Consider the following 12,663-nt stretch of genomic DNA (forward strand, 5'->3'; position numbering starts at 1 on the left):
CAGAGACCGCCCGCTCACTAGAAATCTGCCACAATCAAAATAATAGGATGCTACAGTGAAATACACCCTCAAGATGGCGGCGGCTGTGACGCTTAGCGCTTCGTCCAGCTTCGCGAGCGCTGTTCAATTAAATGATGATTTCACCTTGGCGCTAAATGCTGGGCTATTCAGCAATTACTGGTCACGCGGCGTCTCACAGACTAAGGGCGATCCTGCTGTACAGGGTTCTGTCACCCTCATACATTCGAGCGGCCTGTATGCGGGCATATGGTCGTCGAATGTCGACTTTGGCAACGGAAGCAAAACCCGACAAGAAATTGACTACTACGCTGGCTACTTTTGGCAGGCGACCGATCACGTATCGCTGGATGTCGCCTATTACAAGTACGAATACCCAAAAGAGTCGTCACTGAACTACTCGGAGTACTATGCCAAGCTGACAGCATATGGCTTTAACGTCGGCGGCTATTACTCAGACAACTTGTATGATGATCAGTCCTATCTATATAGCTTCGCCGGTTATACCCTAGAGCTCCCCTACGAAACTAAGCTTGATTTGAGTTACGGCAAGGTTGATTATAAAGACCCAGTATTCGTAAGTGGCAGTGGTCATACCCGGGACAGTTACAACCTCTGGATGGCCAAGGTAAGTAAACCGCTATTTGGCTTTACTTGGTCGGCAGCTTACGGGGACACGAACCTGTCACGGCAAGAATGCATGAGCTTCAATGGCTACGATGACATTTGCTCAAGCACAGTCATCTTCGGCGTTGAGAAATCGTTCTAAACCCTGAGAGGGCGTCGAAAGCGCCCTCCCCTCCTCCTGCGCTCTCAGCTAGAGCTCATGGGCAAGCGCCCAAAACGCCAACAAGGGCTTCGGCCCTTAACGCATCGCATGAACGATGTGTGATGGATTATATAGAGTGCCCCGATTGCCAGGAGAAACCCACTCTCCCTCGCCTTGACGGAACTCACCCTCGGAAACAACTAAATACATTTCCTTCGCGCGGTGACGGTGGTCGGGGTGCCGAACAAACGGTGCCAGTGGGCTCACGCCCACTCTCAGCTTTTCGGACAGCACTAACCCAGTAGGGCCATAAATCATCGCATTCACATGTCCCATGGGGAAATTATCCGATGCAGTCTGGGCGTAGCAAGGCATCTCACTGCGGTACCAAACCAAGTCTTCACCAATCCCCTTGAACGCCTCGCATATCTCTCTGATTTCCTCCTCACTCGATATTGCTGCCCGAGGTACGCGCACGCTGGCAAACGTTCAGGAACATCGCACGCGCGGCGTGGGCTTGTCTGAATACCTCTGAAGGCATCGGCCACAACCGCCGTGACCCGAGGATCCGTAGCAGATTTTTCAAACGCGCCCTGGAGAGCTCGGATGAATCTCTCCGTGGTAGCTGGGCAGGCCATATGAACACCTCCTCTGATCCAAAGTGGACTGCTCATAGAACGTAAAGCTCCTTTCCACTGCCCTCGGATGCTTCAGGTGATGAACCGTGCAAAAGCACCAAACCCAGTGGTATCATTTTTTGACCAACCGGTATGAGCAGATTAAAGCAGGCCCGCCGGCATCCGCAACCCAACGCAGACGAATCATGATTTCGCTGAAAAAGATTGAACTGAGACTCGGTACGAAAGTGCTGCTGCAGGACGCCAGCGTCATCGTTCACGCAGGCGAGAAAGCCTCCCTGGTCGGGCGAAACGGAGCAGGCAAATCCACCCTTTTTGCGCTCATAAGTGGAAAGCTCAAAGAGGACGCGGGGGAATTCGACATGCCCAATCAGTGGCGGATCTCCCAGGTTGATCAGAACATGCCTGAGACCACTGATAGCGCCACGGACTTCGTTCTGCAAGGCGATGCATTCCTTATGCAGGCCCGAGAACACCTGGTGGAGGCGACTTCAGGCGACGATGGGATGGCGATTGCCCAAGCGTACAGTGACCTGGCGGACGCAGGTGATCATGATGCAGTTGCCCGGGCGCAGGCACTTATCCTGGGACTTGGCTTCAGGCCAGAGGAGCTTGATCAGCCAGTGAATAGCTTTTCTGGGGGATGGAGAATGCGCCTGCAGCTGGCTCGCGCGCTGATGAGCCCTTCTGATTTGCTACTTCTGGACGAGCCGACCAACCACCTGGATCTCGATGCGTTGATCTGGCTTGAGGCCTGGCTGAAAAAGTACGAAGGAACGATGGTGGTCATCAGCCATGATCGTGAATTCCTCGACTCGGTAACCCAGGTAACTTTCCACCTAGAACATGCCCAGCTCCATCGCTACAGCGGCAACTACAGTGCCTTTGAACGCCTGCGTGCGGAAAAGCTTGAGCAGCAGCAAGCTGCCCATGAAAAGCAGCAGGAGAAGATGCAGCACCTCCAGAAGTACATTGATCGGTTCCGCTACAAGGCGACCAAAGCCAGGCAAGCTCAGAGCCGCATCAAGGCGCTGGATCGTATTGAGAAAATCACTGCGGTAGTCGCCGAAGCCGAGTTTACGTTCACATTCAGAGAGCCCGACCAACTCCCGAACCCCATGATCGCGATCGACGATGCAGACTTTGGCTATTTGTCGCCCAACGGCGACCCTGCTCGTAGAGTCCTCACCCGCGTTCGCAAAACCGTATTGGCCGGACAGCGGATTGGGGTCTTGGGTGCTAATGGTCAAGGCAAGTCGACTTTCATCAAGTCCATCGCGCGTGACCTAGAGCCTCTTGCTGGATCTATCACCGAGGGTAAAGGGCTGACGATTGGCTATTTTGCCCAGCAAGAGTTGGACGTCTTGGAACCTGAGCAGACCCCACTCCACCATATGCTGGAGCTTGCACGCCGATCAGGGCAAACGGGCCAGAGCGCCCGGGAGCAGGGGCTGCGGAATTTCCTTGGCACATTCAACATCAGCGGAGACATGGTCACCCAGACCGTAGGGACACTAAGTGGTGGCGAGAAAGCACGCCTCGTGCTTTGCATGATCGTCTGGCAGAAGCCAAACCTGTTGTTACTTGATGAGCCGACCAACCACCTGGATCTTGCCACTCGTGATGCTCTCTCCCTCGCACTCAACCAGTTCGAGGGAAGCGTGATGCTTGTAAGCCACGATCGGGCTCTGCTCCGAGCTGTCTGCGACGAATTCTGGCTAGTAGGTCGAGGAGACGTGACTCCTTTTGAGGGTGACCTCGATGACTATCAAGGCTACCTCATCGATGAGTCCAAACGTAACGCTGCGATTAAGCGGGCCGAGCATCCCGTTGCCGAGGCGCAAGGCAAACTGAAACGCCAGCCACACGGCGTAAACTCGAAGCGCCTGAAAAGCATCAAGCGAGAGTTGGAAGAAATAGAGCAGAGCCTGGCCCAAGCACAGAGGAACAAAGCTCAGGTTGAAGGTCGACTGTGCCCAATGTTGCCCTACACAGAAGTACAGACAATCGCCCTGGAGCTGGAGAGCATTGGCAAGCTCATTAGCAGTCTCGAAGAACAATGGTTATCCCTTCAAGACCAGGCTGAAGAGCTAAGCGCCACGGGCTAGAAAATTTATACGATCAAGCCGAAGCCGATAGACCTATAAGCCAATTAGAAATAACCCGTGCGCGCGGGGTTCGCCCCGCTCCCATGATCGTTGCAACCATTAGAAGAATCACGCTGCCGTTCCAGAATAACAAACACAGGGGCCAGAATCAGATGCTTCACAACCTTGCAATCAAAACAAAGATCACCTTAGCCTCACTAACAATCATACTGACCGTGATCATCCTGATCACTTCGATAGGTATTTCAAAAAACTCCGAGAACAACGAGCAGACCTACCGCAACAGCAACCAGATAATCACTAAGAATATTCAGCAAGTTCTAGAGTCGAAGTCAGCCGAACAGACCGAGAAAATCAGGGGCACTTTTAACAGCCAGATCAACCTCGTTGAGTTCCTGGCTCATCAAACCTCATCCATGCATGACCTAATCAACATCGGAGCTGACTCCCGAAGAATCCGGCAGCAGCAGAACGCTCTATTGAAGGAGCTATTCGAAGCCCACCCTGGCATTTTGGGCCTTTGGATTATCATGTACCCCAACCAACTGGGTGAGGACAGCAGCTTCATCAATTCCCTGACTGCGGGCTCCAATGAGGCTGGCAGGTTCTCAAGCTATTGGGTGAGACCTGAAGGGCGATCCGTAAACATAGCAACAAAAGAAGAAAGTATAATTAACTCTTCGGCCGGTGATTCTGGCTTTCCCGCCAACTACTACATGACCTGCCCAGAGAAGAACAGAAGCACGTGTGTTCTTGAGCCATTTTATGGTTCAGACTCTGGCACCAGGATTTTAATGACCAGTATTTCGACACCCATCATGGTGGATGGAAAGGTCATAGGTGTGGCCGGCATCGATGTATCACTCTCGTCGTTGCAGACGATTGCCGAAGAGGCAAAACGCCAACTCTATGATGGAAAAGGTGACCTGCTCATCACCACCGGAGAGGGGTTGATGGCCGCCAACAGCGCCGATGCTGCGACTGTTGGCAAGAAAACCCAGACCCTCAGTAGGCCTAACCTAAGCGCCCCTTCTTCTGGACAACCCGAGTCACTAAGGTTCATCAAAGACCTGAAGTTGAGTAGCAATGCAGCGTGGAAGATCAGCGTTGAGCTCCCGAGCGAGGTAGCCAGCGCTGACTCACTCGCGCTGAAGAAAGCCCAATCCGATCTCCTGCGAGACTCCACCGTGTTTTCGACCCTAATTGCCGTGATAGCGGCCCTGCTTGGTGCCGTGGCTATGTGGTTCATTGCAGCTGGGCTGACCAAGCCGATGAGCGGCGTGGCTGCCATGCTGAAGGACATCGCTGAGGGCGAGGGAGACCTGACCAAGCGTTTGCATTACACCAGTAAAAACGAGCTCGGTGACCTAGTGCGGTGGTTCAATCTCTTCCTGGACAAGTTGCAGCCCACCATTCAGAAGATACGATCAGCAACAGTCGAGACCCGCTCTACTGCAAGCCGGTCAAACCAGATAGCCAAAGAGACCAGCATGGGTATGCAATCGCAGCTTCGAGAGATCGAGCAGGTCGCTACTGCCTCCCACGAAATGAGCGCCACAGCGCATGAGGTAGCGGCCAGTGCAGCCAGAGCAGCGAACGCAGCCCAGGGTGCCGATGAGTCTGCCAAGAATGGCCTGCAGGCGATCGCTCGCAGCACTGAAGACATTACCGACTTGGTGGAGAACCTTTCTGCCGCCATGTCTGAAGCCCGGTCACTGTCAGACAACAGCGAAGAGATTGGAAGCGTGCTGGAAGTGATCCGAAGCATCGCTCAGCAAACCAACCTTCTCGCTCTCAATGCCGCGATCGAGGCCGCCCGAGCAGGAGAAAGCGGGAGAGGTTTCGCCGTCGTGGCGGATGAGGTACGGAACCTGGCCATGCGCACACAGGAATCCATTGAGCAGATCCGGGAGGTAATAGAGCGCCTGCAGTCCGGAACTGAGGGCGTGGTCAACTCAATGCAGAGCAGCTACAGCAAGGCCGAGGTCAGCCAGGAGACAATCCAGGCGACAGCGCTCTCATTCAGAACCATCAGTGATGCTGTCTCTGTCATCAGCGAGATGAACCTCCAGATTGCGGCCGCCGCTGAGGAACAGAGCGCCGTCGCGGAGGACGTCAATCGCAACATCACCAACATCCGGCAGGTTACCGATGAGTTGAGTGTCAGTGCCACCGAAACGGCGGCGATCAGCGAACACCTTAGCTCCCAAGCAGACCTTCAGTTCAGCCTGGCCGAGCAATTTAAATCCTGAAAATCCAAGGGCCCTGGCGGGCCCTTTCACACGGTGTGCTCTCGCGTCAGAGAGCTCACCCAAGACGTGACCCCCACCGCCACAACCACCAAGAAGATCGTCAACCAGAGTAAGGGGTTTAGGCCCAAGCCATCCTCTGCGTCGTGTGCAGTGAAGAAAGTCGCAATACCGAAACAGACGCCAAATTGGCGACAAGTGTTGAATACCCCGTTGGCCACCCCGACCACCTCTGAAGTCGCCTGCGCAAGCACGATCCCCGTGACGATTGGGGTGATGAGCGCCAATCCAAACGACACCAGCGAAAGACCAGTCATGAGGAAGACCAAACCACTGCCGAGGTTGAATAGGGTGAAGATCATCAGTCCGAAAATGGTGATCAACCCGCCGGCGCCGAGGAAGTGACTGAACCTGGATGGGGATGCGTACCGACCTGTAAGCATGTAGCCCACGATCAGTACGCCAGTACCTGGTAGCAATGCCAACGCGGTCGAGATGGGGGTTACGCTGGAATCACGTGCCAAGCTCAAGCTGAAGTAGAAAAGAACGCCATAGAAACTGAAGTTAATGACGGTTCCTGCGAAATAGCAGGCCAGGAGCGAAGGTTTGAAAACCAAGGGGCGGTGGAAAACCTTGATTGAGCCTCGGCTTTCTCTAATCACGATCATGAGGAGAGCTGTCAGAACAAGGGCGCACAACCAGTATGACGGCGAACCTCGATCAGTCAGCAATACAACCAATCCCCCCGTGAAAGTGACACATAGGCAATGCGTCACAGCATCGAAAGGAGCAACGTCCCTGCGACGCCTGGCCATTGGCAATGGTGCCAGCAAAATCAGGATGATGACGGATAAAACGACGTTCAAGTAGAACAGCGTGGCCCAATCCACATGGCTGAGCAAAAGCCCGGCGCACAAAGGCGAAAGCGCCATAGCAATGCTGCCGAATCCTCCCCACCATCCGATCGCCTTCATCTTTTCGCGTGGGCTTTGGAAAATGTCATTCAACAGTGACAGGGAGCCTGGGATCAACAAAGACGCCCCGACTCCCTGCCCTGCACGGGCCAGAAGCAGCAAAGAGAGGTCTTCGGACAAGGAAAACATGGCGGAGCCACCAGCGTAGAGCACCACACCAACAAGGAGGGCGCGCTTGGAGCCGATGTGGTCGCAAAGTGATCCCGCCAAAATCAAGCACGAGGCCAAGGCGACGTTGTATATGCTGACGATGTGGCGTAGATCCGTACCGCTTAAAACTAGGTCACGCTGAATAGCACCTAGCGCGACGCTGATGAACCCTGGATCCATGAGCACTAGGCCGTAGGCCAGTGAGCAAGCGATGAGGGTTGGAATCTGGTGATCGGAGCGCATCAATCGTCCTTTTTATGTTGCGCCTGCCAACCTGAGCGCCATTCCTTGCAACTCTTGTATTGAATCTTGAAGCTTATCGCCGCTAACGGTAGCGTTATTTATCAACTCATCGAGCATTGCCACGATAGCCTTTGCCGCAAAACGGGCATCTTGGACAGCAAAAATTTGCTTGGCCTGCCCAACAGCCAAGACCTCCCATAGGCGGGTAATTTTCTGATCCCTAAGTTCATTCAGGGTGGTGCGAACATCGCCGCCCAAGAGATGACCTTCTCTCCGGAACAGCATATGGTGCAGCCTATACTGCAGCCCACACCGCACATACGACTCCACGTAATTTGAGATGGCCTTTGGCACAGACATGTTTCTTGGGTTAGCAGCGCTAACCTCTTCTAATAGACTCGTGGCCGCACTCATGAACAAGGTGGCAAATACCTGCTCCTTTCCCCCGCTTACCTTATGAATTGACCCCTGCTTGATGTTAGCAAGGTCTGCAATCTGGCGAAGGCTGACTGAGGCGTACCCAAATTCCAGGAACAGAGACAGTGCTGCTTGCAATACTTCACTCTTGCTGTCCGACTCGCGCTCAGGCTCGTTGCGATCGACCAAATAGTGAAGGTATGCCTTCGGAAGAAAATGCATTAAAACCCCGTTCAAAAAAAATGGGCTACCTACGTCAACGAACATTAACGCAGGAGCCCTAAAACGAAGATAGAGACTAGCAGCGACAAGCAGAAGCCCAGTCTGTATGCTGGTACATAAGACAGGAAAAAGCCACAGACCAATACGCCAACGCAGTTGTGACGCATACCAACAATATCAATTAATATTTTTGTTAGTCAAGCTTATCAATCACAATTGTTCAGGCACCTTCGTACCGAGATAAATGTTTCTCATAACGCCCAACGAAGATAGTTGCAGGTACGCACACAGCCGCGTACATAAGCCCTGTCAATAACAATACTGACATATATTCAAAGGTTGCAGACCCAATGTCATTGGCGACACCAACAAGCTCCGGCAGCGCGATGGTGAAGCACAGCGACGTGGTTTGCAGGATCACTAAGGAGAAGCCGAGCAAGGGAGGGAGCGCAATTCTCAATCCTTGAGGAAGGATGATGATCCTCAATGCGTCCCAGCTACTGAGCCCTAGCGTCCGAGCCGCCTCTCTCTGCCCCTGGGGCACTGCCCCGAGTCCCCCACGAATAATCTCGCTGGTGTATGAGCCGGTGCTCCAGGCCAAAGCAAGAATCGAAGCGGTGAAAGAAGACAAGGTGAGCCCAGTCGTTGGCAATCCAAAATAGAAGAACTGCAGAAGAATCAGTACCGGCCCACCACGGCCCACCTCAATGAAGATGAGCGCGAGCGCACGATTAAGCCGCTTCTTCGACCCTACCCACAGCGCGAACAATAGGCCCAGTGGAATGCCGATCAGAAGGCTGACAGCGGTGACCTGCAAGCTCAGCCAATAGCCATCCATCAACTGAGGGAACCACTCAATCCAGCGGTCAATGATCTCCATTACCGTTCAACCTTTGCACGAAGGTGGATATCAAGCTGTCGCGACAACAGAGCCATAACGACACTGACAGCGAAGTACAGTAGGCCAGCGATGGCGTACACACTCAGGCCTCGGAACGTCTCCTGAGAGATATGGTTCGCTACCTGGGCTAGCTCAGACACGCCAATCGTGGAAGCGATGGCGGTGTCTTTGAGCAAGCCAATGCAATAGGTACTTGCCGCTGGAACCGAGATCCTGACCACCTGCGGAACAATCACGTGCACGTACTTCTGCCAAGTGCTCAAACCCAGCACCTTGGTCGCCTCGTACTGCCCTTTTGGCACCGCGCTCAAAGCCCCGCGATAGATCTCAGCCATGTTCGCGGAGGTAATCAGCGCCAGGCCGATGATCGCGGCCACGAACGGACTCAACTGAACCACGTACTGACTGAACGCGAAGAAAATGAAGAAGAGCCAGACAATAGGCGGAATTGAGCGCAGCGTCAGAATGAGCGCGATCGCGATATTTCGAAGGATCTTGTGCTTGGAAATCCTCATGGCGCAGATTGGAATGCCGAGAAGTGCTCCACCGACGAACGACCCGAACGTGAGCGCGATTGTCCAAGGTAAGGCGGCCAACATCGCCGCCAGAATTTGGCTCGTCTCCATCACCGATCCCTCACAGCGGTCAGGAACTGCTGAACACGGGGATGCTGTGGGTTACGCATGACATCGGCACTACGCCCTTGTTCGATGATCCCACCATCCGCCATCACGACGACTCGGTCAGAGACGTTCTCAGCGAAGCGCATCTCATGGGTGACAACGATCATTGTCATGCCCTCATTGGCCAACTCACGCATAACCGCGAGCACTTCCAGGCCTACCTCAGGGTCGAGTGCGGAGGTGGGCTCGTCGAACAGCATGACTTCGGGATCCAGGGCCAGGGCACGCGAGATCGCGATACGCTGCTGCTGGCCACCAGAGCACCGTGATGGGTACATGTTGGCTTTGGACGCCAGGCCCACGCGAGTCAACAACTGCATGGAGCGCTCGTCAGCTTCCTTGGCGCTGCGCTTCAGAACGCGGCGCTGGGCCAGACTCACATTCTCCAAGACGGTGAGGTGAGGGAAGAGATTGAAAGACTGAAATACCATACCGAGCTTCCGGTTCAAGAAAGCCAGCTGCTGCTTCGTTGCCCCTTTGCTCGCATTGATCGTTTGCCCACCAATGCAGATGGTACCTTCGGTTGGTGGCTCAAGCTGATTGATGCAGCGCAAGAACGTACTCTTGCCTGAACCGCTCGGGCCGATGATGGCAACCACTTCACCGGAAGCCATTGAGAAATCGACATTATGCAGGACACGAACGGAACCAAAGGATTTGCCCAGACCTTGAACAGTCAGGATTGGCGAGACGCTTTCTCGGCGACTCACATCTTTTATCTGCGCGACTTTAGTCATTTTTTTCTCTATCTTATTAACTGAATCTAAACGCCCGACCATAACCGGCGTACATCACGGCAGCACTGTAAAAGTAAAATTCCTGTTCGATATTATAGCGAAGCTATTATCGTATCTTTGATGCGGGGCATACCTGCCCCGCGTGCTAGCTAAAACTACTCAGCCACCAACTTCTTATAAAGTTCAGGCCTGCGGTCTTTCAGGTGTCGAACTTCCCCACGCTCCCGCGACAGTCGTAACGTGGCGAGATTGAGGTCTGCATGAATCAGCCCTTCCTCACCCTCGCTGAAGTCGGAGACCGCGTAAGTACCGTCGACCACATTCATCCGGTTATCGATCGGACACGCGATGAATGCCTCACCCGTACCGCAAACAGGGTAGTCGTTTGGAATACCCAGGTTGCCCACAAGTGGCGAGACGCACACGAAAATCTGGTTCTCCAGGGCTCGGGCGTGTGCGCTATACCAGCTGCGCCATGCTCCACGTTTTTCCGTCAAGGTCGGCACGAACAAGACTTCGATGCCTTCGGCCACCAACGCCTGGGTGAGCTCTGGGTATTGCACGTCGTAGCAGACGAACAGACCACATTTCACGCCATCGATCTCGAACGCCGACAGGGTTTCTCCACCAGAGCTCTTGATAGCGCGCTCGCCACGGGTCAGGTGAATCTTGTCCTGACGCAACTGCGACCCGTCCGGGCTGAAAACAAAGGCACTGTTGAGGCCCTTACCGTCTTCCTCATGCCAGAAGGTGCCGCCTACCAGATAAATGTCGTGTTTCTTCGCCAAACCAGACATCAGGCTCTGGAAGTCCGGAAGCATCGGGCTGAAGACTTCCCGGTAGAAATCCGACACCTTGGCGTTATCGATTTCAGCAGCAGTGGCATGAGTCCACAGCAAGCCCATTGCCAGAAACTCGGGCAACACCAGCACGCGGCTGCCTGCTGCTTTAGCATCGATAACAAAGCACTCAACGTGCTCAGCAAACTGCTCGAACTGCTGATAATGCTGGATGCGGAATACCGAAACAGATACTTTCAAGTTGTCAGACATTTGCTTTCTCCTTCCACATCTTCAACAGCACCTTCTTATCAATTTTCCCAGTGTTCCCGAGCGGCATTTCCGCAAGTGCAATGAACTCGCTAGGCACTTTGAATTCAGCCAGCATCAGACGGCAGTATTCAGCCAAGTCTTCTGGCGTGGGCTGAGCACCTTGCGCCGGCACAAAGTAAGCAACCGGCAGCTCACCGAACTTCTGGTCAGCAACGCCGACGACAGAAGCCTGCACGACTTTAGGATGAGACAGCAGCGCCTCCTCCACCTCAGCCGGGGCGATGTTGGCTCCGCCTTTGATGATGATGTCCTTGATCCGGCCAGTCAGGTAATAGAAACCTTGAGCATCGACATGCCCAAGGTCGCCGGTGCGGAAGAAACCGTCGATAAAGGCCGCAGCACTGACCTCAGGCGCCTTGTAGTAACCCGAGGTGGTAGCGGGAGCACGCACCAGGATTTCGCCAGTGACGCCTGGGCCAACCTCATGGCCATCACCGTCGACGATCTTGATCACAACGCATGGGCTTGCTTTGCCGATCGCGCCTGTAGGCACTGGAGTGCTATCCCCGGCAAATTTGCCAAAGACCGGGCGCACCTCGGTGAGGGCGTAATAGTCCTGGATCTCGACACCGAACTTGCTTTTAAAGCGGGTGCGCAGGTCACTTGCCAGAGGAGCGCCCGCCGAGATGACAGCGCGCATGGAGGACAGGTCAAAGTCCAGGCCGTTCTGCTCTGCGTACTCCAGCATCATGGAGAACATGGTAGGCACACCCTGGAATACGGTGACACCGTGCTCAACGAAGGCCTCAAGAGCCTCACGCGGGTGGAATCGACGTTGGATGATGGTCTCGCACCCGGCCTGCAGTGCCATGGAGGCAGCGGTCGAGAGCCCATACAGGAAGCCCAGCGGGAGAGCGACCAGCAGCTTGTCATTTGGGGTGACCTCCCACATGTCGATGAGGGAAGCGTTACCTGCAACCTCAGCCGGCTGGCTGTAGAGCACTGCCTTTGGTACCCCAGTGGAGCCCGAGGTGTAGATGATCAAGAAGTCGTTCTTGATCGCCTCAGCCTGTTCGACCTGTTCAGTGCCAGGCAGGATGTTGCTAAAGAATTCACTGACTTCAATCAGGCTGCATGCTGTATCGCCGACCGCCGTCACGGCGTTCTCATGCAGTTTTTTGTCAGTGAACAAGAATTTTACATCTGCGTGGCCCAGGATATAGCTGACTTCCGCTGCACTGAGCACCGCATTGATCGGAACGAATGTTCCGCCGAGCTTCGACATGGCGTAGTACAACACCATGATCTCAATATTATTCTCGCAGTATACTGCGATGGTGGTATCAGCACTGACGCCTGCTTTTTTCAACAGGACAACAGTTCGATCAATTTCGCGCGCCAACGCACTATAACTGAGCACTTTGTTATCAAACCGCAAAGCAACACTATCGCTTCGCTCAGTAGCGTGCTCTTCAACAAAACCTACGATCATCTTGCAAAAC

Annotated in this window: 10 protein-coding genes; 3 read left to right on the top strand and 7 right to left on the bottom strand. The window is 54.1% G+C overall.

Translation table 11 applies throughout. The features are described 5' to 3' along the window. Positions 1-73 precede the first annotated feature (73 nt). From JOE27_RS07195 to JOE27_RS07210, 3 genes are all read left to right on the top strand, one after another. Complete coding sequence (locus tag JOE27_RS07195; protein ID WP_041167149.1) at positions 74-787, top strand: TorF family putative porin; 714 nt, start codon at positions 74-76, stop codon at positions 785-787. Positions 788-1,511: 724 nt separating this feature from the next. Next, entirely contained in the window at positions 1,512-3,533 is a 2,022-nt protein-coding gene (locus JOE27_RS07205) for an ATP-binding cassette domain-containing protein (protein ID WP_204918407.1), read from the top strand. A gap of 83 nt (positions 3,534-3,616) precedes the next feature. Then, complete coding sequence (locus JOE27_RS07210; protein ID WP_204918410.1) at positions 3,617-5,785, top strand: methyl-accepting chemotaxis protein; 2,169 nt, start codon at positions 3,617-3,619, stop codon at positions 5,783-5,785. 26 nt (positions 5,786-5,811) lie between these two features. Here JOE27_RS07210 and JOE27_RS07215 read toward each other — a convergent pair whose 3' ends face one another. From JOE27_RS07215 to JOE27_RS07245, 7 genes are all read right to left on the bottom strand, one after another. Next, positions 5,812-7,149, bottom strand: coding sequence for an MFS transporter (locus JOE27_RS07215; protein ID WP_204918412.1), 1,338 nt, complete (start codon positions 7,147-7,149; stop codon positions 5,812-5,814). Between the two features lie 12 nt (positions 7,150-7,161). Further along, entirely contained in the window at positions 7,162-7,833 is a 672-nt protein-coding gene (locus JOE27_RS07220) for a TetR/AcrR family transcriptional regulator (RefSeq protein ID WP_204918414.1), read from the bottom strand. Between the two features lie 175 nt (positions 7,834-8,008). Continuing rightward, complete coding sequence (locus JOE27_RS07225) at positions 8,009-8,668, bottom strand: amino acid ABC transporter permease (protein WP_014590601.1); 660 nt, start codon at positions 8,666-8,668, stop codon at positions 8,009-8,011. After that, a complete protein-coding gene (locus tag JOE27_RS07230) occupies positions 8,668-9,315 on the bottom strand; it encodes an amino acid ABC transporter permease (protein WP_201193140.1) in 648 nt (215 codons plus the stop codon). The genes JOE27_RS07225 and JOE27_RS07230 overlap by 1 nt, the downstream gene beginning before the upstream one ends. Next, on the bottom strand, positions 9,315-10,109 hold the full coding sequence (locus JOE27_RS07235; protein WP_049870128.1) for an amino acid ABC transporter ATP-binding protein: 795 nt from the start codon (positions 10,107-10,109) through the stop codon (positions 9,315-9,317). Before JOE27_RS07235 ends, JOE27_RS07230 begins: the two co-directional genes overlap by 1 nt. A gap of 155 nt (positions 10,110-10,264) precedes the next feature. Next, on the bottom strand, positions 10,265-11,161 hold the full coding sequence (locus JOE27_RS07240) for a nitrilase-related carbon-nitrogen hydrolase (RefSeq protein WP_014590598.1): 897 nt from the start codon (positions 11,159-11,161) through the stop codon (positions 10,265-10,267). Then, complete coding sequence (locus JOE27_RS07245) at positions 11,154-12,653, bottom strand: class I adenylate-forming enzyme family protein (RefSeq protein WP_014590597.1); 1,500 nt, start codon at positions 12,651-12,653, stop codon at positions 11,154-11,156. Before JOE27_RS07245 ends, JOE27_RS07240 begins: the two co-directional genes overlap by 8 nt. Positions 12,654-12,663 lie beyond the last annotated feature (10 nt).

The organism is Pseudomonas sp. M5, assembly GCF_016907075.1.
GTDB classification, from domain to species: domain Bacteria; phylum Pseudomonadota; class Gammaproteobacteria; order Pseudomonadales; family Pseudomonadaceae; genus Aquipseudomonas; species Aquipseudomonas putida_E.

Bases quoted from the DNA above. Each gene is read 5' to 3' on its own strand.
- JOE27_RS07245 (WP_014590597.1), bottom strand. From the start codon at position 12,653: ATGATCGTAGGTTTTGTTGAAGAGCACGCTACTGAGCGAAGCGATAGT.
- JOE27_RS07220 (WP_204918414.1), bottom strand. From the start codon at position 7,833: ATGTTCGTTGACGTAGGTAGCCCATTTTTTTTGAACGGGGTTTTAATG.
- JOE27_RS07235 (WP_049870128.1), bottom strand. From the start codon at position 10,109: ATGACTAAAGTCGCGCAGATAAAAGATGTGAGTCGCCGAGAAAGCGTC.
- JOE27_RS07210 (WP_204918410.1), top strand. From the start codon at position 3,617: ATGATCGTTGCAACCATTAGAAGAATCACGCTGCCGTTCCAGAATAAC.
- JOE27_RS07215 (WP_204918412.1), bottom strand. From the start codon at position 7,149: ATGCGCTCCGATCACCAGATTCCAACCCTCATCGCTTGCTCACTGGCC.
- JOE27_RS07225 (WP_014590601.1), bottom strand. From the start codon at position 8,668: ATGGAGATCATTGACCGCTGGATTGAGTGGTTCCCTCAGTTGATGGAT.
- JOE27_RS07240 (WP_014590598.1), bottom strand. From the start codon at position 11,161: ATGTCTGACAACTTGAAAGTATCTGTTTCGGTATTCCGCATCCAGCAT.
- JOE27_RS07230 (WP_201193140.1), bottom strand. From the start codon at position 9,315: ATGGAGACGAGCCAAATTCTGGCGGCGATGTTGGCCGCCTTACCTTGG.
- JOE27_RS07195 (WP_041167149.1), top strand. From the start codon at position 74: ATGGCGGCGGCTGTGACGCTTAGCGCTTCGTCCAGCTTCGCGAGCGCT.